The organism is Halorubrum sp. Atlit-8R (assembly GCF_003666025.1).
In the GTDB taxonomy this organism is placed as follows: Archaea; Halobacteriota; Halobacteria; order Halobacteriales; family Haloferacaceae; genus Halorubrum; species Halorubrum salinarum.
In genome coordinates, this window is sequence record NZ_QPLV01000002.1 from 503,967 (window position 1) to 524,442 (window position 20,476).

At 71.4% G+C, this 20,476-nt stretch carries 23 protein-coding genes; 8 read left to right on the forward strand and 15 right to left on the reverse strand.

Annotated features, from left to right (window positions below; translation table 11 throughout):
- Positions 1 to 26 precede the first annotated feature (26 nt).
- The 7 genes from DVK05_RS08375 to cheB all read right to left on the reverse strand — a co-directional run bounded on the left by DVK05_RS08375 (position 27) and on the right by cheB (position 7,844).
- The gene (locus DVK05_RS08375; RefSeq protein WP_121562915.1) at positions 27 to 719 is read right to left on the reverse strand and encodes a class II aldolase/adducin family protein; all 693 of its coding nucleotides are present in this window, start codon (positions 717 to 719) and stop codon (positions 27 to 29) included.
- Complete coding sequence (locus DVK05_RS08380) at positions 716 to 1,429, reverse strand: HAD family hydrolase (protein ID WP_121562916.1); 714 nt, start codon at positions 1,427 to 1,429, stop codon at positions 716 to 718. The genes DVK05_RS08375 and DVK05_RS08380 overlap by 4 nt, the downstream gene beginning before the upstream one ends.
- 85 nt (positions 1,430 to 1,514) lie before the next feature.
- Complete coding sequence (locus DVK05_RS08385; RefSeq protein WP_121562917.1) at positions 1,515 to 2,387, reverse strand: CheF family chemotaxis protein; 873 nt, start codon at positions 2,385 to 2,387, stop codon at positions 1,515 to 1,517.
- A complete protein-coding gene (locus DVK05_RS08390) occupies positions 2,388 to 3,602 on the reverse strand; it encodes a HEAT repeat domain-containing protein (RefSeq protein ID WP_121562918.1) in 1,215 nt (404 codons plus the stop codon). It lies immediately after the preceding gene.
- On the reverse strand, positions 3,602 to 4,420 hold the full coding sequence (locus DVK05_RS08395; RefSeq protein WP_121562919.1) for a protein-glutamate O-methyltransferase CheR: 819 nt from the start codon (positions 4,418 to 4,420) through the stop codon (positions 3,602 to 3,604). Before DVK05_RS08395 ends, DVK05_RS08390 begins: the two co-directional genes overlap by 1 nt.
- A complete protein-coding gene (locus tag DVK05_RS08400) occupies positions 4,417 to 6,744 on the reverse strand; it encodes a chemotaxis protein CheA (protein WP_121562920.1) in 2,328 nt (775 codons plus the stop codon). Before DVK05_RS08400 ends, DVK05_RS08395 begins: the two co-directional genes overlap by 4 nt.
- Positions 6,744 to 7,844 carry a chemotaxis-specific protein-glutamate methyltransferase CheB gene (gene cheB, locus DVK05_RS08405; RefSeq protein WP_121562921.1) on the reverse strand — a complete coding sequence of 367 codons (1,101 nt, stop codon included), beginning with the start codon at positions 7,842 to 7,844 and terminating at the stop codon, positions 6,744 to 6,746. Before cheB ends, DVK05_RS08400 begins: the two co-directional genes overlap by 1 nt.
- 102 nt (positions 7,845 to 7,946) lie before the next feature.
- Here cheB and DVK05_RS08410 point away from each other — a divergent pair, with 102 nt between their 5' ends.
- The 4 genes from DVK05_RS08410 to DVK05_RS08425 all read left to right on the forward strand — a co-directional run bounded on the left by DVK05_RS08410 (position 7,947) and on the right by DVK05_RS08425 (position 10,266).
- Positions 7,947 to 8,420: a chemotaxis protein CheW gene (locus tag DVK05_RS08410; RefSeq protein ID WP_121562922.1), complete on the forward strand. Its 474-nt coding sequence runs from the start codon at positions 7,947 to 7,949 to the stop codon at positions 8,418 to 8,420.
- 106 nt (positions 8,421 to 8,526) lie between these two features.
- Positions 8,527 to 9,222 (forward strand): ATPase domain-containing protein, encoded by a 696-nt coding sequence (locus tag DVK05_RS08415; RefSeq protein ID WP_121562923.1) that lies wholly within the window; start codon positions 8,527 to 8,529, stop codon positions 9,220 to 9,222.
- Positions 9,222 to 9,614, forward strand: a complete 393-nt coding sequence (locus DVK05_RS08420) for a hypothetical protein (RefSeq protein ID WP_121562924.1) — start codon at positions 9,222 to 9,224, stop codon at positions 9,612 to 9,614. The genes DVK05_RS08415 and DVK05_RS08420 overlap by 1 nt, the downstream gene beginning before the upstream one ends.
- Before the next feature lie 43 nt (positions 9,615 to 9,657).
- Entirely contained in the window at positions 9,658 to 10,266 is a 609-nt protein-coding gene (locus tag DVK05_RS08425) for a hypothetical protein (RefSeq protein ID WP_121562925.1), read from the forward strand.
- A 65-nt stretch (positions 10,267 to 10,331) separates the two neighbouring features.
- Here the strand turns inward: DVK05_RS08425 and DVK05_RS08430 are convergent, their stop codons facing one another.
- Positions 10,332 to 10,922, reverse strand: coding sequence for a DUF6517 family protein (locus DVK05_RS08430; RefSeq protein ID WP_121562926.1), 591 nt, complete (start codon positions 10,920 to 10,922; stop codon positions 10,332 to 10,334).
- A 126-nt stretch (positions 10,923 to 11,048) separates the two neighbouring features.
- Here DVK05_RS08430 and glmM point away from each other — a divergent pair, with 126 nt between their 5' ends.
- Both glmM and DVK05_RS08440 read left to right on the forward strand, forming a co-directional pair.
- Positions 11,049 to 12,413 carry a phosphoglucosamine mutase gene (gene glmM, locus DVK05_RS08435; protein ID WP_121562927.1) on the forward strand — a complete coding sequence of 455 codons (1,365 nt, stop codon included), beginning with the start codon at positions 11,049 to 11,051 and terminating at the stop codon, positions 12,411 to 12,413.
- Positions 12,414 to 12,601: 188 nt separating this feature from the next.
- Positions 12,602 to 13,150 carry a type IV pilin gene (locus DVK05_RS08440; RefSeq protein ID WP_233562175.1) on the forward strand — a complete coding sequence of 183 codons (549 nt, stop codon included), beginning with the start codon at positions 12,602 to 12,604 and terminating at the stop codon, positions 13,148 to 13,150.
- 32 nt (positions 13,151 to 13,182) lie between these two features.
- Here the strand turns inward: DVK05_RS08440 and DVK05_RS08445 are convergent, their stop codons facing one another.
- The 7 genes from DVK05_RS08445 to DVK05_RS17295 form a co-directional block, all read right to left on the reverse strand.
- Positions 13,183 to 13,857 carry an Sjogren's syndrome/scleroderma autoantigen 1 family protein gene (locus DVK05_RS08445; RefSeq protein WP_121562929.1) on the reverse strand — a complete coding sequence of 225 codons (675 nt, stop codon included), beginning with the start codon at positions 13,855 to 13,857 and terminating at the stop codon, positions 13,183 to 13,185.
- Between the two features lie 87 nt (positions 13,858 to 13,944).
- Positions 13,945 to 14,367: an iron-sulfur cluster assembly scaffold protein gene (locus tag DVK05_RS08450; protein ID WP_121562930.1), complete on the reverse strand. Its 423-nt coding sequence runs from the start codon at positions 14,365 to 14,367 to the stop codon at positions 13,945 to 13,947.
- Between the two features lie 116 nt (positions 14,368 to 14,483).
- Positions 14,484 to 14,867, reverse strand: a complete 384-nt coding sequence (locus tag DVK05_RS08455) for a co-chaperone YbbN (RefSeq protein WP_121562931.1) — start codon at positions 14,865 to 14,867, stop codon at positions 14,484 to 14,486.
- A 98-nt stretch (positions 14,868 to 14,965) separates the two neighbouring features.
- The gene (locus DVK05_RS08460) at positions 14,966 to 15,181 is read right to left on the reverse strand and encodes a CbaC protein (RefSeq protein ID WP_121562932.1); all 216 of its coding nucleotides are present in this window, start codon (positions 15,179 to 15,181) and stop codon (positions 14,966 to 14,968) included.
- Entirely contained in the window at positions 15,178 to 16,968 is a 1,791-nt protein-coding gene (locus DVK05_RS08465; protein ID WP_121562933.1) for a b(o/a)3-type cytochrome-c oxidase subunit 1, read from the reverse strand. Before DVK05_RS08465 ends, DVK05_RS08460 begins: the two co-directional genes overlap by 4 nt.
- Positions 16,965 to 17,480, reverse strand: a complete 516-nt coding sequence (locus DVK05_RS08470; protein WP_121562934.1) for a cytochrome c oxidase subunit II — start codon at positions 17,478 to 17,480, stop codon at positions 16,965 to 16,967. The genes DVK05_RS08465 and DVK05_RS08470 overlap by 4 nt, the downstream gene beginning before the upstream one ends.
- 7 nt (positions 17,481 to 17,487) lie before the next feature.
- A complete protein-coding gene (locus tag DVK05_RS17295; RefSeq protein ID WP_173229882.1) occupies positions 17,488 to 17,664 on the reverse strand; it encodes a hypothetical protein in 177 nt (58 codons plus the stop codon).
- Positions 17,665 to 17,761: 97 nt separating this feature from the next.
- Between DVK05_RS17295 and DVK05_RS08475 the strand changes: the two genes are divergently transcribed.
- Both DVK05_RS08475 and DVK05_RS08480 read left to right on the forward strand, forming a co-directional pair.
- Positions 17,762 to 17,962 carry a hypothetical protein gene (locus DVK05_RS08475; protein WP_121562935.1) on the forward strand — a complete coding sequence of 67 codons (201 nt, stop codon included), beginning with the start codon at positions 17,762 to 17,764 and terminating at the stop codon, positions 17,960 to 17,962.
- Between the two features lie 75 nt (positions 17,963 to 18,037).
- A complete protein-coding gene (locus tag DVK05_RS08480) occupies positions 18,038 to 20,473 on the forward strand; it encodes a cation-translocating P-type ATPase (protein WP_121562936.1) in 2,436 nt (811 codons plus the stop codon).
- The last annotated feature ends 3 nt before the right edge of the window (positions 20,474 to 20,476 follow it).

The following is a 20,476-nucleotide window of genomic DNA, read 5'->3' on the forward strand; positions in this document are numbered from 1 at the left end:
AGTCCGCCGACTCGCGTCGGGCCGCCCTACTCCGCGTCGGGCTGTTGTCCGTAGCTCTCGAAGCGCTCCTCGACCGTCGCCATCTGCTCGTCGGTGAGGACGTGCGGCTCGCCGACGGCCGACGCGCGGAGGTAGAGCCGGCAGATGTCCTCGACGTGGCGGGTGTTCTCGACCGCCGTCGCCACGTCGGGGCCGGTGACGACGAGCCCGTGGTTCGCTAAGATTGCGGCGTCGGAGTCGGCCTCGGCCATCGCGGCGACGACGTTCGCGGCCAGCTCCTCGGTACCGTACGGCGCGTAGTCCGCCAGCGGGACCTCTCGGCCCACGGCGGCGATCATGTAGTGGATCGGCGGCAGCTTCTGATGGAGCGTCGCCATCGTCGTCGCCCACGGCGAGTGGGTGTGGACGATCGCGCCGGGTCGGTCGTGCTTGTAGATACCCGTGTGCATCGGGACCTCGCTCGACGGCGCCATCCGGCCGGCGAGCCGCTCGCCGTCCAGCGAGACCACTGGCACGTCGACCGCGTCGAAGGAGTCGTACGGGACCCCGGTGGGGGTGACGGCGACGCGGTCGCCCTCGCGGACGCTCAGGTTCCCGGTCCGACCCGGCGTCAGGTCGGCGAGCGCCGGGGCGTACTCGACGACCGCCTCGCGCGCCTCGCGCAGCAGGTCCGGGCTCGCGCCGGGATCGGGGCCGGCGCCGGAGCCGTCGGGGCTCACGCCGCCACCTCCGTCAGGTCGGCGAAGGCGTCGAGCCGGTGGTCCGGGCGCTGGCGCGCCGGGAGCTCCGCATTGGGGGGCGCGTCGCCGTCGGCGACGAACAGCGCCGAATCGAGTCCGACCGCGTCGGCGCCGGAGATGTCGGTCTCGACGTTGTCGCCGACGGCCAGCGCCTCGCTCGGGCGGCGGTCGAGCTCCGCGAGCGCGGTCGTGAACGGGAGCGCGCTCGGCTTCTCGCGGCCCACCTCCTCGGAGGTGACGAGCAGGTCGATCCGGTCGTCGATCCCGAGGCGCACGAGCTTGCGAAGCTGGACCCGCGTCGTGAGGTTCGTCACGACCGCGACGTCGGTCCCCGTCGCGTCGAGGGCGTCGAAGACCGCCTCGACGCCGTCACAGAGCGACATCGCGCCGAGGAAGCCGTTCCAGTAGGCGTCGCCGGCCGCCAGCGCGCCCGCGGGGTCGGGCCCGTCGGCGTGCCGGGACAGCCCGCGCTTGAAGTAGACGTGTCGGGAGTGCGAGGCCGCGGTGCCGCCGGTCTCGCGCTTCGTCTCCCGCCGCCCGGTCGCGTACAGGTCGTCGAACGCCGCGCGGTCCAGCTCGTACCCGCGCTCGCGGAGGGCGTCGAGCGCGGCCCGCTTGCCCGCCTCGTTACAGGGGGCGTACGGGTACAGCGTGTTGTCGAGGTCGAAAAGCACTGCCTCGTAGCTCATGCCCGTACTGCGCCGGGCGGCGACTTAAGCGTGATTCGACGCGCCGACGCGGAGGCGGGACCGCCTCCGAAGAGCGGGCGCGCCCTTACTGCTCGTTCATCGCCTCGCTGGCGATGTTGCGACCGCGGGAGTTGAGCGCGACCTCGCGGCGGATCCGGACCTCCTCGACGACCTCCAGCTCGACGAGCCGCTCGAACGTCTCCTCCACGTCGTCGACGTCCATCCCGAGGAACGAGGGGATCTCGAACGGCGAGACGCCGGAGTACAGCGCCATCAGCACCTCGCGGTCGCGGCTGGAGAGGTCGACGTTCGTCGACGACCGCTCCTCCCCTTTCCGGAGCCACGACTCGACGAACCGCATCCGGCTCGGCTCGCCGGCGACGTGCGTCTCGATGCTCGTCCCCTCGTCGTCGGTGTGCGACACCTCGATGACGGGCTTCTTCTCGCCGTTCACCGTGCGCTTCGCGGCGTCGAGGCCGCTGATGTCGTCGAGGTCGAACTTCACGAAGGCGCCGCGCTCTAAGGCCGCGTTGAGCCCGTTCTCGTCGATCTTCACGCGGGCCTGTTCCCACTCGGTGTCCTGGACGACGCCCCCCTCGATGGCGGGGTGTTTCGCCATCACGGTCTTCTGGTCTAAGAGCGCGCGGTACACGTCGCGCTCGAACGGCTCGTGGTCCGAGGCGGCGACGAGCAGCACCTGCTCGCCGAGGTCGAAGCTCACGTAGTTGGAGACGCGCGCGACCGACTGGTTCGCGTCGTGGCGCCCGCCGAGCCGCTCCAGCTTCGACAGCGGGACGGTCCGCTTCCCGTCGTTGCCGGCCAGGATCAGCCGCCGGTTCGAGAGGAGGACGCGCCCGGGCGTCCACGACACGTCGCTCACCTTGCGGCCCTCGCGGACCGCGACGGCGAACTTCGCCTGCGTGTCCGTGATCTTGTACTCGCCGTCCTTCTGCGCCATTTAGGGACCCCCCGCGCGGAGCTTCGAGACCGCCGAGAACACGCGCTTCCTGACGGCCTGACTGTCGTCGTCGGCGTACTCTTCGAGTTGGTTGAGCGTCTCCTGTCCGCCGATCTGTCCGAGGACGAACACCGCCTTCGCGCGGGCGTCCTCCGGGTGTTCGGGCCCGAGCCTGTCGAGCAGTTGGTCCTCGACGACCGGGCCGCCGAGGCTCTTCAGGCTCGTGGCCGCGAACTGCGCCGTCTGCGGGTCGTCGTCCGCGAGCGCGTCGGCGAGCGCCTCCACCGCCGCCGACGCGTCCGGGTCGGCCACGCGCCCGAGGATCCACGCCGCGTTCCGCCGCTGGCGGGACTGCTGGCCCTCGGTGAGGATCTCGACTAACGGCTCGACGACGGTCGCGTCGTCGGCCGCCTTCAGCTCGGAGACCACCTGGTCGCGGACCGCGTGGCTCTGCTGGGTCGGCACGTTCGAGAGCAGCTCGATCACCGAGTAGACGGCGGCGTTGCGGACGACCGCGCTCTCGTCGCCGAGCGCCCGCGCGAGCGGCTCGACCGGCTCCGGGTTGCTCGCCTTCCCGAGCGCGCCGGCCGCGATCCGGCGGATCGACTCGTCGCCGTCGTCGAGCAGGTCCAGCAGCGGCGACAGCGCCTCGTCGGTCCCGATCGTGCCCAAGGCGTTCGCGGCGGCGCGCCGGACGCGAGGCTCCGCGTCGCCGAGCCGCTCGCGCAGCCCCGGGATCGCCCGGGGGTCGGCGAAGGTCCCGCAGGCCTGCGCCGCGCGGAGCCGGACGCGGGGATCCTCGTCGTCGAGCGCGGTGACGAGCGGTTGGAGGCCGCTGGCGTCGTCGAGGCGCCCGAGCGCGTTCGCCGCCGCCATCCGGAGCTCCGGCCGGTCGGCCTCCAGCGCCCGGGCGAACTTGCGCGCGGTGACCCACTGGGCCTCCGAGTCGCCGCCGCCGCCCGTCAGCTCCTTCAGGAGCTGCTGGAGCGCGGCCTCGCCGATCTCGTCGAGCGCGTCGACCGCGGCCCCGCGGACCTCGGGGTCGTCGTCCGTCGTCGCCGCGCGGAGCAGCGCGTCGATCGTCGGCTGGTCGCTCTCCTCGCCGACCTCGCCGAGGAACTCCGCCGCGCGCCGCCGGACGGCCGCGCTGTCGCTGCCGAGCGCGTCCCGGAGGCGCTCCGCGTTCCCGTCCCGAGCGTGCTGGTACAGCGACATCAGCGCCTCCCGAACACCCGCCGTCGCTTGTCGATCGGTTCGTAACGGTCGCTCCGGTCCGGGGGGACGCTCTCGGTCATCCCCAAGACGAGGACGCCGTCGTCGGCGAGCGACGCCTCCAGCGTGTCGAAGAGCGCGGCCTTGTGGTCGACGTCGATGTAGATGAGCAGGTTCCGGCACAGCACCACGTCGAACGGGTCGCGGGCGCCGTCGCGGATCAGGTCGTGCGTCTCGAAGTCGACGAGCCGCTTGACCGCGGGGCGCACCTGAAACGCGTCGCCGTCGCGCTCGACGTAGCGGTCCGGGTCCGAGAGCGGTTCGAGCTCCTCGGCGATGTCGGTCGTCCGCGTCGTGTGGTAGACGCCCTCGCGGGCGTTGTCGAGCGCCTCCTCGCTGATGTCGGAGCCGAGCACCTCCACGCGCGACTCGTCTATCTCGGGGTCGTCGCAGGCCAGCATCGCGACCGAGTACGGCTCGCGGCCGTCCGCCGACGGCGCCGACCAGACGCGGACGCGCCGCTGCTCCGCGGTCCGCTCGCGCAGCACGTCGCGGAGCACGTCCCACATCTCCGGGTTGCGGAAGAACTCCGTCACGTTGATCGTCAGCGCGTCCATCAGCGCCTGCCGCTCCTCGGCGTCCTCGCGGAGGATGCGCTCGTACTCGGCGTGCGACTCGGTGTCGCGGCGTCGCATCCGCGCCGTGATCCGGCGGTCGAGGTACGACTCGTTGTAGTACCCCGGCTCGAACGGGACCGTGTCGTCGATCTGGCGGAGCACGCCTTCGAACGCCGTCTCGCCGTCGTCCGCGGACCCGCTCATAGGCTCACCACGTCGAGCACGGCCACGACGTCCCCGTCGCCGAGGACGGCCGTGCCGCTGAGGCCCGGCGTCCCCGAGAGCGGGCCGTCGAGGGGTTTGACCACCACTTCCTCCTGGTCTAACACCGCGTCGCAGTGGAGCGCGACCTGGCGCGTCTCCTCGCGGATGCGGACGAGCATGCCGTCGTCGTCGGGGTCCGCGTCGGACCCGTCGGCCGCCGTGGGGTCGGCCGGGACGAACCCGTCGTCGCCCGGCTCGTCGACCGCGACGCCGCCGTCCGCGGCGGGCGACTCGGTCGGGGTCGGCTCGGCCGCGTTCGGGTCGATCTCGCCGAGCCGCTCGTTCAGCCGGATGACCGGGTAGAGGTCGTCCTCGTGTCGCACGACCTCGTCGCCGTGGACCTCCTCGACGTCGTCGGCGCGGGCGACCTCCGCGATCGACTTGATCGGGATGCCGTACTCCGTGCCGCCGACGTCGACGAACATCACCTTCACGATGGCGACGGTGACGGGCAGCCGGAAGCGGACCGTGCTCCCCTCGCCCGGCTCGCTCTCGATGGAGACGGAGCCGTCGAGGTCGCGGGCGGTCGTCCGGACCACGTCCATCCCGACGCCGCGGCCGGAGACGTCGGTGACCTCCTCCGCGGTGGAGAAGCCGGGGTGGAACACGAGGTCGTACACCTCGTCGTCCTCCATCGCCTCGACCGCCTCGCGGCTCTTGACGCCCTCGTCGACCGCCTTGTCGCGGAGCTGGTCGGGGTCGAGCCCGCTCCCGTCGTCCGAGACCTCGATGATCACGTGGTCGCGCTCGCGCTCGGCCGTGAGCTCCACGTGGCCGGTCGGGTCCTTGCCGGCGGCCTCGCGCTCCTCGGGCGGCTCGATCCCGTGGTCGACCGCGTTCCGCAGGACGTGGACGAGCGGGTCGCGCATCTCCGTGAGGATCGTGCGGTCGAGCTCCACGTCGTCGCCCTCGATCTCGAAGTCGATCCGCTTGTCGAGGTCCCGCGAGATGTCGCGCACGAGCCGCGGGAACGAGTCCGACACCTGCGAGAACGGGATGAGCCGCATGTCCATCGCCGTGTCCTGGAGGCTGGAGGCGAGCTTGTCGAGCTCGTCTAAGGCGTCGGACTCCGCGTCCGTCCCCTCTATCTCCCGGCGGAGCTTGATCCGGCTCGTCACCAGCTGCTCGACGAGGCCGTACAGCTCGTCGACCTGGTCGACGTCGACGCGGATCGACTTGATCTCGTCGCCGGACTTGGAGTCGGAGCCTCCGGCCGAGCCGGAGTCGCCGCCGTCGTCGGACGGGTCGTCCGCCTCGTCGGCCTCCTCGTCCGAACTCGCCTCGTCGGCCGCTTCGGCGGGCGTGGGGTCGGCGGCCGCGTCGTCGTCTGCCTCCCCGTCCGCGGGCGCGTCGTCGTCGGCCGAGTCGTCCGCGGGCGCGTCGTCCTCCGCTGCTGTGTCGTCCTCCGCCACATCGTCCGCCTCGGCGTCGGCCGACTCGGGTTCCTCGCCGCTCGCGTCGCCCGAGTCGCCGACCGCGACGGCGGCGACGGACTCGACCTGCGTGAGCGCCCGGAGCCCCTCGGCGACGACCTCGGGGTCGGCGCCGCCGACGAAGGCGTCGAACGACTCGTCGTACTCGCCGTCCTCCAGCGCCTCCGGGGACGGGTCGGTCGCGTGGCCGTCGAACTGCTCGTCGAGGGCCTGGAGGACGAGCGCCGCGTCGACGCCCGGCATCTGGGCGTCGCCGATCGTCACGTCCGCGTACGCGACCGGGTCCGCCAGGTCGGCCGCGCCCGCGGGCGGTTCCGGAACCGACACGTCCGGCGCGTCGTCGGCGTCGCCGTCGTCGGGCTCCTCGGCGTCGGCGTCCTCGGCATCAGCGTCCTCGCCGTCGGCTTCTGCCGCGTCCTCGCTTCCGCCGTCGGCGCCGTCTCCGCCGCCGACGGTGCCGTGTTCCTCCATCTCGCGCAGCCGCGATTCGAGGTCGGAGGGGTCCGTCGACACCTCGCCGGTGTCGGCGATCTCCTCGACCATCGCCTCGACGGCGTCGACCCCCTCGAAGAGGAGGTCCATCAGCTCCGGCGTCACCTCGCGCTCGCCCTGCCGGACCGCGTCCAGCAGGTCCTCCAGCGCGTGCCCGAAGTCGGAGACGTCCTCGTAGCCCATCGCCGCCGCGTTCCCCTTCAGCGTGTGGGCGACGCGGAACACGTCGTCCATCGCCTCGGCGTCCTCGGGGTCCGCTTCGAGCGCGAGTAAGGCGTTGTTGAGGTCGGTGATGCCGTCCTCGGCCTCGGCGACGAACGCCGCGCGGTGGGAGTCCATCAGGCCTCACCCCCGACTATCGCGCCGGCCACGTCGTCGAGGTCGTACACCGCGTCGACCCCGCCGGTCTCGACCGCGCGCTTGGGCATCCCGTAGATGACGCAGGTGTCCTCGCTCTGCGCCAGCGTGCGCGCCCCGGCGTCGGCCATCGCGCGGATGCCCTCGGCGGCGTCCGACCCCATCCCGGTCAGCACGACGCCGACGAGTGGGTCGTCGATCACCTCGGCCGCGGAGCGCATCGTCACGTCGGCCGCGGGGGTGACGGTGTGGGTGTCGTCGTCCGCGTCGAGCTTGACCCGGAGTCGCCCCGCCCGGTAGCTGTCGATCACCGTGTGGCTCCCGCCGCGGGCGACGAGCGCCTCGCCGGCGCCGATCCGCGCGCCGTCGCTCGCCTCGCGCACGTCGTACGCGGAGGCGGCGTCGAGCCGGTCCGCGAACCGCGAGGTGAACGCCTCCGGCATGTGCTGGACGATCACCACGCGGCAGTCGGCCATCGGCAGCGCCGACAGCACGCGCTCGACCGCGTTCGGCCCGCCGGTCGAGGCCGCGATCACCACGGTCAGCGGCTCGTCGACGTCCGCCGCGTCGGCGCCGGGGTCGGCGGCGGTCCCGGTCGACCGCGAGCCCGCCCCGCTGGGGTCGTCGCGCTCCCGGGTCGCGGCGTCGAGGTCGGCGCCCGCGACCGAGCGCACCGCCTCCACGAGCCGGTCCGACTCCCGCGAGACGCCGGTCGACACCTCGCCGCCGGGCTTCGCGAAGAAGTCGACCGCCCCGCGGTCCAGCGCCTCGAAGGTGACCTCCGCGCCCTCGTCGGTGTGCGCCGACAGCATCAACACCGGCGTCGGCGTCTCCTCCATCAGCCGCTCGACGGCTTCGAGCCCCCCCATCCCGGGCATCTCCACGTCCATCGTGACGACGTCCGGACGGGTCTCGGCGACCACCGAGAGCGCCTCTTCACCGTCCCCCGCCTCGCCGACGACCGCGACCCCGGCGTCGCTCAAGAGGTCGCTTATCAGCCCCCGCATGAACGGGGAGTCGTCGACGACCACCACCCGCGGCGACCCGTCCCGACCGCCGCGCCGATCCGTCGTCCTGCTCATGTCACAGGGCGGGCGCAGAATCAGCATAAATCCACGGACCCAGTAATCACCCCTGATAATTCAGGGAACACGGTTATTTGTCGGTTTACCGCAGGTGTGGGCATGGCAGCCACAGAGGCGGAGGCCGAACCGACCAAGGTGTTGGAGTTCGGGCTAGGCGACGGGACGTACTGTCTGGACATCGGCGTCATCGACGAGATCGTCGACGCGGGCGAGCTCACGCGGATCCCCAACTCGCCGGACCACGTCGAGGGCGTGATGGACCTCCGCGGCCGGACGACGACGATCGTCGACCCGAAGACGCTGTTCGACATCGACGGGGACGGGAAGCGCGAGCGGATCGTCGTCTTCGACGACGCCGAGATCGACGAGGGCGGCACCGTCGGCTGGATGGTCGACGAGGTGTTCCAGGTCCGCGACGTCTCGCCCGAGGACGTCGACCAGGGCACCACCGTCGAGGACGAGGGCGTCCGCGGCATCGTCAAGTCCGACGACCGGTTCGTGGTGTGGGTCTCGCCGGACGTCGACGACGCGCTCGCCGCCGACCTCGACGACGTCGACGCCGCGGAGGCGTAGTCGGCGGATTCGGCCGTCGGCCGCGCCGGGCCGCCGCGGCCGATCGGTTCTCACCCGTGAGAACCGGGTGCCAACGCTTATCAGCGGTCCAACGGGTCACGTACGTATGCGTGTCTCAAGCGGCGTCCCGGGGTTCGACGACCTCGTCGACGGCGGGTTTCCCGACGGTCGGCTGTACGTGGTGAGCGGTCCGCCCGGGAGCGGCAAAACGACCTTCTGTTCGCAGTTCGCGGCCCAGGGCGCCCGGAACGGCGAAGACGTGCTCTACATCAGCATGCACGAGACCAAGGAGGGGATCCGCGAGGACATGAGCGGCTACGAGTTCGGGTTCGACCGCGCGCTCGACTCCGACCGCGTCACCTTCCTCGACTCCTTCTCGTCGGACGGTCGCCGCTTCTTCGGCCTCCCAGGCGACCGCCGCGACCGGTCCGGCGTCACCAACCGGCTCACGGGCTTTATCAACTCCCGCGACATCGACCGGGTCGTCTTCGACTCGACGATGCTGTTGCGGTTCCTCCTCGACGACGACGAGGACACGATGATCCAGCTGCTCTCCTCGCTGAAGCGGACCGACGCCACGACGCTCCTGATATCGGAGATGACCGACCCGAGCGCCTACTCGGAGGAGCACTACCTCGCGCACGGCGTCGTCTTCATGCACAACTACCTCGAGGACGAGGGGATGCGGCGCGGGGTCCAGGTGCTGAAGATGCGAGGGACGAACGTCGACACCGACATCCAAGACGTGGAGTTCACCGACGGCGGGCTCCGCGTCGGCTCGGCAGCGACGGTGACGCACTGATGTACGACCGCACGTTCGGCACGGAGTGGGACGACCTCTCCCGGGAGGAGGCCGTCGAGCGCGCCTTCGCGCTCGGCGTCGCGGCCGGCGTCGACAGCCCCCGTCCGGAGGAGTTAGAACGGGTGCTGGAGGCGTTCCCGGGGAGCTACGACCAGAGCATCGTGGAGCTGGCGTACGACGAGGGGCGGACGAAGGCGCTGGAGGCGACGGCGGAGCGGGACGACCCCGACGACGAGGCCGTCTGGCGGTCGCTCGTCGACGGCGCCGGGGAGCCGCGCGAGTCCCCGGTGCCCGCCGCGCTGCCCGGTGCGATACGCGAGCTGACACTAACCGACGGGCCGCGGGAGGGCCCGCCGTCGTCGCTCGACCTCCCTTCCATGCTCCGAAAGTGATCCCTCGGAAGGGTTTTACCCGACACTCTCTCACGTCCACCAAATGACTGTGCTTCCCGACGCTGTCCGCGGTGCCGACAGCGTCCTCATCAGCGGTCCTCCGATGAGCGGGAAGTACGACCTGTTCAACCGGCTGCTCGCGGAGTGGTCGGACGGCCCGGTCGTCATCTCGACGGGGCGGACCGCGGAGAAGGTCCGCGACGACTACGAGGCGCTGACGGGCGGCGACGGCGACGACGTGGTCGTCATCGACTGCGTCACCCACGAGCAGGGCGACAAGCGCGAGGACACCCCGACGACGAAGTACGTCGCCAGCGCGGGCAACCTCACCGACATCGGGATCAAGTTCACCGACGTCGTCGAGTCCTCCGCGGGCCGCGACCGCGCCGTCGGCGTCTACTCGCTCTCCCAGCTGCTCATGTACTGGGAGCCCGAACGGATCTACCGGTTCACCCGGGTGATGACCTCGCAGACCTCCGGCGAGGGGTGGCCGTTCGTCGGCGTCGTCGGCTCGACCGCCCACGACGAACAGGTCGTTCACACCCTCCACGGGCCGTTCGAGGTCGTCGTCGAGACCCGCGTGGACGACGACGACCGGGAGTTCCGCGTCCGCGGCCGCGTCGGCAAGCCCTCCGACTGGCAGCCGTTCTGAACCGCCCCCGAGCCGGTCCCCTCGGCGACGCTCCGGCGTCGCTCCGGCGTCGCGTCGGCCCCGCCTCACCCGACCAGTTCGAACGCCGCGCCGATCGGCGGCGCGTCGACGAGCCCCCAGTAGACGAACCGATAGCTCCCGGGGCCGAGCGGCGGACAGACCGCCAGGTCGACGCCGTCGACCGCCCCGGCGATGCCCGACTCGGTCAGCGTGACGTCCCAGGCGTACGCCGAACTCGTGTCGAGCGTCGACTCGCTCCGGGGGAGCTCGACCGCCTCGCCGGTCGTCGACCCGCGGACGTCGAGCCACCCCTCGCCCGTCTCGCGCTGGATCGAGTAGGCGGCCTCGCCGCGCGTGGGCGTCGGGGCGTCGCCGGTGTTCCGGAGGACGAGCCGGAGCGACTGGCCGTACGTCTCGGTCGTCCCCTCGGAGGAGAGCTCCACGGTGGTCTCGCCCGTCTCGACGAGGGTCTCGGTGACCGACGCCTCGAACGGCCGATCGAGGCGGACGAACCCGTCGTCGTCGCAGGTCAGCGTCGCCGGCGTGCCCTCGGGGCCCTGCGGCCCGTCGCCCGCGGCGAAGTCGAGGCAGCCCGCGGTCGCGAGGGACAGGGCGAGCGCGCCCCCGGCGAGCGCGTCGCGTCGCGTGTGGTCCATACGGGACGAACGGGCGCCACCGCCATGAACCGCACGCGTCGTCGCGGCGGGCTCCGTCCCGCGGCTCCCGGCGGGCGGCCGCGGCGGTTCGGAACCGCTTTCCCCTCGGCCGGCGGATGGGCTCGCATGGAGCTGTTCGGATCGAGCGGCATCCGCGGGGTCGCGCTGCGGTACCTCACGCCCGCGCTCGTCCTCGACATCGCGAAGGCGGCCGGGACGGTCTGGGACGCCGACCGCGTCGCCGTCGCCCGGGACACGCGGACCACCGGCGAGCTGTTCGCGAACGCGGCCGCGAGCGGGCTCGCCGCGGTCGGCTGCGACGTCGACCGCCTCGGGGTCGTCCCCACGCCGGCGGTCGGCAGCTACTGCGAGTCGGCGGGCGTCCCCGCCGTCCTTGTCACCGCCTCGCACAACCCGCCGGAGTTCAACGGGATCAAGCTCGTCGGCGACGACGGCGTCGAGCTCTCCGTCGACGTGTTAGAGCGGATCGAGCGGCGCGTCCTCGACGACGAGTACGACCACGCCGACTGGCGGTCGGCGGGCGCGACGACGCCGGTCGAGGGGGTCGTCGACGACTACGCGGCCCAGCTGACCGACGCGGTCGACGCCGAGGCGGTCGCCGACGCCGACCTCACGGTCGCGGTCGACCCGGGCCACGGCGCCGCGTCGGTCGCGTCCCCGCGGATCTACCGCGAGCTGGGCTGCGAGGTGCTGACCGTGAACGCGACCCCGGACGGGCACTTCCCCGGCCGCGACTCCGAGCCGGTCCCCGAGAACCTCGCGGACCTCTCGCGGCTGGTGGCGACCTCCGACGCCGACGTGGGGATCGCCCACGACGGCGACGCGGACCGGGCCGTTTTCGTCGACGAGGACGGCGAGTTCGTCGACGGCGACACCTCCTTCGCGACGCTGGCCGACGCCTGTCTCGAACCCGGCGACGCGGTCGTCAGCGCGGTCAACGTCTCCCAGCGGCTCGTCGACGTCTGCGCCGCCAACGACGCCGACCTCGAGCTGACCCCCATCGGCGCGACGAACATCATCACCCGCACCCGCGATCTCCACGAGGAGGGGGTCAACGTCCCCATCGCGGGCGAGGGCAACGGCGGGGTCTTCTTCCCGCCGTACCGGCTCTCGCGGGACGGGGCGTACATCGGCGCGCGGTTCCTCGAACTGCTCGCGGCCGCGGACGGCGCCCCCGTCAGCGAGGTCGTCGCGCCGTACGCCGACTACCACTTCGTGCGGGAGAACGTCGAGTACGCGGACGACGACGAGCGCGACGAGATGCTCTCGGCCGCGCGGGCGTACGTCGAGACCGCCGAGGCGGAGCCGAACACGACCGACGGCTACCGGCTCGACTACGGCGACGCGTGGGTGCTCGTCCGCCCCTCCGGCACCGAGCCGAAGATCCGGATCTACGCCGAGTCCGCCGACGCCGACCGCGCCGAACAACTGGTGGCCGATATGCGCGTCGCCGTCGAGAGCGGTCGGTAAGGGGACGGCCGCGTGTCGGCGCGAGTCCGCTCGGACGCGGCGGGGACGGTCGGGACGCGACGATTGGGTCCGGCCGTCCCGAACGTCGGCGATGTGACCTGAAACGGAATTGTTATTTCCGCGGTGAGACGTACGTACAATGAATGGATGCGTCGGAGGATGAGCGCGCGGTATCGCCGGTCGTCGGCGTGGTGCTGCTCGTCGCGATCACGGTCGTTCTCGGAGCCGTTCTCGCCGGGTTCGCGCTCGGCTTCGCCGACGACCTCGGACCGCGGCCCACCTTCGCCGCCCTCGAACTGACCTTCGAGGAGGAGCCCGCTTCGGCACCGCAGTACGCTGAGTTCCGCTGGGATCTCAGGCTCACTAACACCGCGGGAGACACCGTGGACGCCGAAGAGATCGTGGTCTACCTCGACCACGGGGATCAGCGGGTCACCGGAACGCTCGACCGGTCGCTGAGACCGGGGGAGACGGTCGAGTTGACGATCGTTCACAACAACCAAAACGGGGACACGATTCCGGCGGGCCTGAGCTGTTCGGACGTCAACGTGGCGTGTCGGCTGGCCGGCGATACCGGTAACTTCCCGGAGGAGAACCGGATCCGGCTCCAGATGGTCCACGAGCCGTCGGGGTCTATCCTCTACCGGGAACGGATCGGGATCTCCGGCGAGTACGGGATATTCAACGGTAACCCGAGCGACATCGACATCACGGACGAAACGCTGACGTTCGCGTGACGCGCGGCCCGGATTGACGGAGGGGGCGCGTCTCAGTCCAGCGCCGCGAGCGCCTCGGCCGCCTCGCGGGCCGCTTCGAGGTGGTCGCGGGCGCGTCGCGGGTCGTCCGTCTCCTCGGCCGCGCGGGCGAAGCGCGTCAGCGTCCGCGTCAGCGACGCCCGGGCGGGCCCGACGCTCTCGGCGTCGACCGCCGACGGCGACGGAGGCGACCGGGGGGTCTCGGCCTGCGGGTCGTCGGCGGACTGGGCCTCAGTCTCTCGGGCCGCCGTCCGCTGTGGCGGTGCTGTGGGTCGTGACTGCGCGGGGCTCGACGCGGACGCTCCCGACCGACCGGCGTCGCTCGCGGCGGCGTCGACCGCGTCCCCGCCGACCGCGCCGTTCTCGGCCGCGGCGTCGGTGCCGACCTGCGGGTCCTCGTCGGCTGAGGTCGCGGGCTCGGCGGGCGGAGCGTCGCCCGCGTCGGCCGGCGCCCCGTCGGCGTCCGCGGCCGACGCGCCGCCAACCTCGTTCCCGCAGGTGGGGCAGAACTCGCGGCCGTCGTGGCGGAAGATGGGGTCGCCGCACTCCTCGCAGTGGCGGTTCGTCATCGTCGCGCCCTTCAGGAGGAGCTCGGACATCCGCTGGGTGTGCTCGCGCTTCTTCTCGTCCTCGGCGAACTTCTCGCGGAGCTTCTCGCGTTCCGCCTCCTTGTCGAAGCCGTCGCTCATGGGCGGACGAACGTGGTTCGCGGGCAAAAGTCCGGTGGGCTCGGGACGGCCCCTGCGAAGGGGTCGAGGACCGCCGACCGCGGCCGGCTACTCCTCGGTGATCGTGCGGTCGTCCGGGTCAAGCTCGCCCCGGTGGATCTTCGCGCCGTCCTGCGCGACCTGCCGTCCCAGCACCGCGCACTTCACGCGCATCGGGGAGATGTCGACGCCGAGCATCTCGGTGACGTCGTCGGTGTCGAGCGCGTCGAGGTCGTCGAGAGCCATCCCGTGGAGCCGCTCCGAGAGCATGCTCGCGGAGGCCATCGAGATGGCGCAGCCGTCGCCGGTGAACCGCACCGCCTCGACCGCCTCCTCGGCGTCGTCGAGCCGGACCTCCATCCGGATCGTGTCGCCGCAGGAGGGGTTCTCGCCGACGTGCGTGAAGTCCGGATCCTCGAGTTCCCCGTAGTTGCGCGGGTTCTTGTAGTGGTCGAGGATCTGCTGCCGGTACATGTCCGAGCCCAGTCCCATACTGGCTCCGAGTAGGCCGGTCCGGCTCAAAAGGGTTCCGTCGGTCCGGCTCGGGCCGTAATCGCCGACGGTTCATCCGGACGGACGCCGCCGTGTGCCGCTCGCGAGATTCCCGCCTACGGCGCGTGTTCCTCGACCCACGCCGTCAGTTCGTCGCCGGGGACGAACCCCTCCGCGCGCCGGGCGACCGGCTCGCCGTCCACGAAGAGGACGAACAGCGGAACGCTCCGCACGTCGAACCGCTCGACCAGCGGCGGGTCGTCGCGGGGGTTCACCAGCCCGACCGCGAGGTCGGCCTCGACGCCGCGAGCGACGTTCCCGATCACCGGCTCCATGCTCGCGCAGATCCCGCAGCCGTCGGTGTAGAACTCCACGAGCGCGACGGTCGCGTCGCCGACGAAGCCGTCGAGGTCGGCCTCGTCCGACAGCGAGACCGGACGGCGAGCGTCCGCGACGCCGCCGGTCGCCTCGGACGTATTTGGGGCAGTATTGGATTCCATGCGCACTATCGGTCGCGGACGGACATAACTGCTTCTGTGGGCGAAGTCGACGCCGGGGGCGAAACGGGAAGTGAGGAAAGCGCGCGGCGCCAGCGTCGCTACGCGGGCTCGTCGCCCTCGGGCTCGGTCCGCCACCCGCCCTTCAGCGTGACGTACCAGACCGAGGCGCCGGCGAGGACGAAGACCGCGGCCATGTACGGGATGATCGGCAGTTCGATCCCGAGGAAATCGAGCACGGTCCGCAGCTCGTAGACGATCACGCCGAAGATGGCGAGCGTCACGAGCAGCCCGCCGCGAGAGATGTCGACGCTCATCGGACCACCTCGGTGAACGCGGCCGACGCGTCGCCGACCGCGCCGACCAGCGCGGTCGTCGCGTTCGCGAAGGCGTCGAACAGCGGCGTAAGCCACACCGGGTAGGTGCCGACGCCGGGACCGAGCAGGCCGCCGCGCTGGATGATCGCCGCCAGCGGGAGCGCGTAGGCCAAGACGACGAGCGTCAGCGCGATGCCGACCCACAGCCGGAGGTTGTCGAGCACCTCCGGCGAGTCGGCGGGCCCGGACAGCGCGGGCGGCAGCGGGTCCGCGAGCCCGGACACCGTCGGGTTCCCCATCGTGAGCAGGAGGTTCCCGATGAACAGAATCGTCGAGACGAACAGGAGCGTCCCGCCGATCGCGATCTGGATGTTGAGCTCCTCGAACCCGCCGAACATCGTGGCGTACTCGAAGCCGGAGTACTCGGGTTCGGCGGTCCGGCGCGGGACGCCCATGATCCCCTGCGCGTGCATCGCGTTCGACATCAGCGCCATGCCGATGAACCAGACGACGACCTGGACCAGCCCGATCGTCCGGCTGTAGATCGGCTTGTTACTGATCTGCGGCCAGAGCCAGTAGGTGGCGGCCATGAACGTGAGCGCCACCGCGGTCCCCACGGTGAGGTGGAAGTGGCCCGGCACCCAGATCGTGTTGTGGATCATGTAGTTGATGTTCATCCCGGCGTTCACCATGCCGGAGAAGCCGCCGGCCGCGAACATCAGCCCCGCGAGCATCATGCCGGTGAACTCGGGCTTCCGCCACGGGAGGTCGGTGAGCCAGCCGAGGATCCCGCTTCCGCCGCGCTGGCGGGCGCCGTACTCGACGCTCGCGACGACGGTGAACGCGGTGAGCAGGCTGGGTAACAGCAGGAACAGCGTGTTCGTCATCGAGATGAACTTGAACCCCTCCGCGATCCCCGGGTCGAGGTACTGGTGGTGGATCCCGACCGGGGTCGAGAGCAGGAGGAACAGCACGAACACGACCCGAGCCAGCGGGTCGCTGAACAGGCGCCCGCCGGCGATCTTCGGCAGCACGGTGTACCAGAGCAGGTACGCCGGCATCAGCCAGAAGTACACCACCGGGTGGCCGAAGAACCAGAACAGCGTCCGGGTCAGCGTCGGGTTCACCTGGTCGATCAGCCCGAGCGACCACGGCAGCAGGAAGATCAGCACCGACGCCGCCACGGCGGACGACGCGATGTACCACATCGCCATCGTCGTCAGCACCATGAACGTCTGGAGCGGGATCCGCTCGTCGGGGTGTTCGCGCTTCCACGCGAGCCACGTGCGGAAGAAGTCGGCGCCGGCGATCCACGACCCGACGATGAACACGGCGAGCCCCGCGTAGAACATCGGGTGCGCCTGGAGCGGCGCGTAGAACGTGAACAGCACGTCGGCGCTCATGTCGATCGAGTCGACGAAGCCGGCGAGGATCGCCACGCCGGTCATCGTCATCCCGACGGCCATGAGCGCGTACCAGGTCCACGTGATCTTGGTGTTGAGGAGCGGCCGGTCGAGGCTCCGCACGACCGCCCACGTGAACAGGCCGACGAGGAAGAACGTCGTGAAGCTGATCGCGAGGAACACCCCGTGAGCGGTCAGGACGGTGTAGTAGTCCGTCGACGGGATGATCCGCGCCACGTCGGTGCGGTGGAGCGTCTGGATGATCCCGAGGATCGCCCCGATCACCAGCGCGAGGAAGGAGCTGAGGAGCGCGGCGCGGACGATCCGCGCCTCCTCGGGGAACTTGTCGGCGAAGGTCCGGTCGCCCTCGAGCGCCTGGCTCATTCGCCGTCACCCCCGTCGGTTCGCTCCTCGAAGGCCGCCTGACTGACGACGTTCACCTTCCCTTCCATCACGTGGTGACCGGCGCCGCAGTACTCGTTACAGAGGAGGCCGTACTCCTGCGGCTCCTCGACGCGGACGGTTATCTCGGAGACCTCGCCGGGGACGACCATCGTGTTGGCGTTCGTCCCGGCGACCTCGAACCCGTGTATCACGTCCGCCGACGTGATGTAGAACGTCACCGTGCTGTTCGCCGGCACGACGATCGGGTCCGGCTGGAACCCGAACTGTCGGGCGACGACGTACGCCGCGTACTCGTTCTCTCCGACCCGTTCGACGCGGGGCTCGGAGAACCGCTCGTCCTCGTCTAACGCCCCAGCGTCGATGGTCGGTTCCGTGTCGCTCACCATCGCGACGCCGGGCCCGACGGCGCCATAGGTGACGGAGCCGAGGAGGAACAGGATCAGCAGTACCGACGCGGCCAGCCAGATCTTCTCGTAGGCGTGGATGTGCATCTCGTGATCACCCCACGACGACCAGGTCGCGGCCGAGGAACTCGATGTAGTAGATGTACACCCACGACAGCACCAGGATAACGAAGTATATCCCGATGAGCGTGAGGGTCCCGATCGGATCGAACTCCTCGGTGTCACCGCTCACGTCGTCCGGCGGACCGTGTGCGGTCTCGTTTCGGCTCATGGGCGGGCTTGACAACAGAGAGCTATATAAGATCCATCCGTTCTCGGACCCTGAAAACACGGGTATTATATATTCCCAGCGGGCGCTAGGCTACGGTATGGACTTCTCGATCCAACAGGCCGTGCTCCTGATCCTCGGCGGGATCGTCCCCGCGGCGGTGTTTATCGCGGATCGGGCGGAGGTCTTCGTCGCGATCACGCTGGTGAACGTCCTGCTCATCTGGGCGAGCCTCCGGATCGCGACCGGCGGGAGCTTCCCGGGCGTGGGCGGCGACGCGAACGACGCGGAACAGGCGTAGCCGGTCGGCCCGCGAGACGCGGCGGCCCGCGAGACGCGACGGGCCGGTCGCGCGGGACGCCGGAATCGAATCCACATGTCACGCTGTACGCTCTGTGACCTCCCGACCGGGGACGACCCGCACACCGCCCCCGACGTCGACGGCGAGTTCTGCTGCCGCGGCTGTCTGACCGTCGCGCGCTCGCTCGACGGCGTCGAGGATCTCGACGACCTCGACGAGCGGCGCCCCGACGCGACGCCGGGCGACGAGTTCGACGGCGAGACGACGTTCCTCCACGTCGACGGGATGCACTGCGCGACCTGCGAGTCCTTCCTGGAGATGCGGGCGGGCGAGCAGGAGGGGGTCGCGGCCGCGGAGGCGAGCTACGCGACCGACACGATCCGCGTCGACTACGACCCGGAGACGGTGGACGCGGACGAGCTGCCCGACCGGCTCTCCGTCGCGGGGTACTCGGCGAGCGACCGCGCGGACCCGGACGCCGACGAGGACGACGCAGTCGTGCGGTTCCTGATCGGCGGCGGGTTCTTCGGGATGATGGCGATGCTGTGGTACGTCCTCTTCCTGTACCCGACCTACTTCGGGTACGAGCCGATCCTCGACCTCGGCGGCGTCTCCGGCACCTACCTCTTCGCGCAGATCTGGCTGTTCGCCTCGATCGTGCTGTTCTACACCGGCTACCCGATCCTGCGGGGCGCGTACGTGAGCCTCCGGGCGCGACAGCCCAACATGGACCTCCTCGTGTCGCTCGCGGCGACCAGCTCGTACGCGTACAGCACGCTCGCGCTGCTCGTCGGCCGGACCGACCTCTACTTCGACGTGACCATCGCGGTGGTCCTCGTCGTCACCGCGGGCAACCACTACGAGTCGGTCATCAAGCGCCGCGCGACCGGCATGCTCGCCGACCTGACGACGACCGGGGACCGGACGGTGCGGACCGAGGCGGGCGAGACCGTCGCGGCCGACGCGGTCGACCCCGGCGACCGCCTCCTCGTGCGCCCCGGCGAGCGGGTGCCGTTCGACGGGACCGTCGCCGAGGGGACCGCCGCGGTCGACGAGGCGCTCGTCACCGGCGAGTCGCTCCCGGCGACGAAACGCGAGGGGGACCCGGTCCGCGGGGGGACCGTCGTCACGGACTCGCCGGTCGTCGTCGAGGTCGGCGAGGAGGCGGCGAGCACGCTCGACACCCTCGTGCGGCTGCTGTGGGAGATCCAGAGCTCGCGGTCCGGGATCCAGCGCCTCGTCGACCGGCTGGCGACGGTGTTCGTGCCGCTCGTCGTCGCGGTCGCGGCCGTCGGCGCCGCCGCCACCCTCGCGCTCGGGTCGGCGCCGGTCGACGCCGCGCTCGTCGGGCTGACGGTGCTGATCGTCTCGTGTCCCTGCGCGCTCGGGCTGGCGACCCCGCTCGCCGTCGCGGCCGGGATCCGCGACGCGGCGAAGCGGGGTATCGTCGTCGTCTCCGACGCCGTCTTCGAGTCCGCCGCCGACGTCGACACCGTCGTCCTCGACAAGACCGGCACGCTCACCGACGGCGAGATGCGACTGCTCGACGCGACGGCGGCCGAGGGCGAGTCGGTCGAGCGCGTGCGGGAGCGCGCCGCGGCCGTCGAGCGCGCCTCGGTTCACCCGGTCGCGGAGGCGATCGTCGCGGGCGTGCTGGGCGACGGAGACCGACCGGCGGGGTCGCGACCGGCCACCGACGGCGGCGAGGCGGCCGCCGCCGGCGACGCGACCGACGGCGCGCCGGCCGAGGTCGACGCGCTCGACTCCCCGTCCGCGACCGGCGTCGACGTGTTCGACCGCGGGGTCGCGGGGCGGGTCGACGGCGACGAGGTCGTCGTCGGCCACCCGGACTGCTTCGACGAGCGCGGCTGGCCGGCGTCCGATCGACTGCGCGAGGCGGGAACCGCCGCCCGCGACCGCGGGAACGTCCCCGTCTACGTCGGCTGGGAGGGCCGCGTGCGCGGGGTCCTCGCCGTCGGCGACGAGGTGCGCGACGGGTGGGAGTCGGTCGTCGCCGACCTCGACGCGGACGGGCGGCGCGTGGTCGTGCTCACCGGCGACGCGCCCGCGGCCGCGGCGCGGTTCGCGGACCACCCCGCGATCGACGAGGTGTTCGCCGAGGTGCCGCCGGAGGCGAAGGCCGAGACGGTCCGGCGGCTGGGGGCCGACGGCCCGGTCGCGATGGTCGGCGACGGGAGCAACGACGCGCCGGCGCTCGCGGCGGCCGACCTCGGCGTCTCGGTCGCCTCCGGCACGGACCTCGCGGCCGACGCCGCGGACGCGGTCCTGCTGGAGGACCGCCTCTCGGCGGTGCCGGAGCTGTTCGCGGTCACGCGCGGGACGAACCGGCGCCTGAAACAGAACCTCGGCTGGGCGTTCTGCTACAACGCCGTGGCGATCCCGCTCGCGCTGACGGGCGTCCTCAACCCCCTCCTGGCGGCGCTCGCGATGGCGTCGAGCAGCATCCTCGTGGTGACGAACTCCGCGCGGGCGGTGTTCGACCCGGACTGACGC

Excerpts from the sequence above, each read along its gene's own strand:
- DVK05_RS08415 (WP_121562923.1), top strand. The coding sequence starts at position 8,527 with ATGCGTGTCTCAAGCGGCGTCCCGGGGTTCGACGACCTCGTCGACGGC.
- cheB (WP_121562921.1), bottom strand. The coding sequence starts at position 7,844 with ATGAGCAGGACGACGGATCGGCGCGGCGGTCGGGACGGGTCGCCGCGG.
- DVK05_RS08400 (WP_121562920.1), bottom strand. The coding sequence starts at position 6,744 with ATGGACTCCCACCGCGCGGCGTTCGTCGCCGAGGCCGAGGACGGCATC.
- DVK05_RS08380 (WP_121562916.1), bottom strand. The coding sequence starts at position 1,429 with ATGAGCTACGAGGCAGTGCTTTTCGACCTCGACAACACGCTGTACCCG.
- DVK05_RS17295 (WP_173229882.1), bottom strand. The coding sequence starts at position 17,664 with ATGAGCCGAAACGAGACCGCACACGGTCCGCCGGACGACGTGAGCGGT.
- DVK05_RS08385 (WP_121562917.1), bottom strand. The coding sequence starts at position 2,387 with ATGGCGCAGAAGGACGGCGAGTACAAGATCACGGACACGCAGGCGAAG.
- DVK05_RS08465 (WP_121562933.1), bottom strand. The coding sequence starts at position 16,968 with ATGAGCCAGGCGCTCGAGGGCGACCGGACCTTCGCCGACAAGTTCCCC.
- DVK05_RS08430 (WP_121562926.1), bottom strand. The coding sequence starts at position 10,922 with ATGGACCACACGCGACGCGACGCGCTCGCCGGGGGCGCGCTCGCCCTG.
- DVK05_RS08395 (WP_121562919.1), bottom strand. The coding sequence starts at position 4,420 with ATGAGCGGGTCCGCGGACGACGGCGAGACGGCGTTCGAAGGCGTGCTC.
- DVK05_RS08420 (WP_121562924.1), top strand. The coding sequence starts at position 9,222 with ATGTACGACCGCACGTTCGGCACGGAGTGGGACGACCTCTCCCGGGAG.
- DVK05_RS08475 (WP_121562935.1), top strand. The coding sequence starts at position 17,762 with ATGGACTTCTCGATCCAACAGGCCGTGCTCCTGATCCTCGGCGGGATC.
- DVK05_RS08445 (WP_121562929.1), bottom strand. The coding sequence starts at position 13,857 with ATGAGCGACGGCTTCGACAAGGAGGCGGAACGCGAGAAGCTCCGCGAG.
- DVK05_RS08425 (WP_121562925.1), top strand. The coding sequence starts at position 9,658 with ATGACTGTGCTTCCCGACGCTGTCCGCGGTGCCGACAGCGTCCTCATC.
- DVK05_RS08450 (WP_121562930.1), bottom strand. The coding sequence starts at position 14,367 with ATGGGACTGGGCTCGGACATGTACCGGCAGCAGATCCTCGACCACTAC.
- DVK05_RS08480 (WP_121562936.1), top strand. The coding sequence starts at position 18,038 with ATGTCACGCTGTACGCTCTGTGACCTCCCGACCGGGGACGACCCGCAC.
- glmM (WP_121562927.1), top strand. The coding sequence starts at position 11,049 with ATGGAGCTGTTCGGATCGAGCGGCATCCGCGGGGTCGCGCTGCGGTAC.
- DVK05_RS08455 (WP_121562931.1), bottom strand. The coding sequence starts at position 14,867 with ATGGAATCCAATACTGCCCCAAATACGTCCGAGGCGACCGGCGGCGTC.
- DVK05_RS08410 (WP_121562922.1), top strand. The coding sequence starts at position 7,947 with ATGGCAGCCACAGAGGCGGAGGCCGAACCGACCAAGGTGTTGGAGTTC.
- DVK05_RS08470 (WP_121562934.1), bottom strand. The coding sequence starts at position 17,480 with ATGCACATCCACGCCTACGAGAAGATCTGGCTGGCCGCGTCGGTACTG.
- DVK05_RS08460 (WP_121562932.1), bottom strand. The coding sequence starts at position 15,181 with ATGAGCGTCGACATCTCTCGCGGCGGGCTGCTCGTGACGCTCGCCATC.
- DVK05_RS08390 (WP_121562918.1), bottom strand. The coding sequence starts at position 3,602 with ATGTCGCTGTACCAGCACGCTCGGGACGGGAACGCGGAGCGCCTCCGG.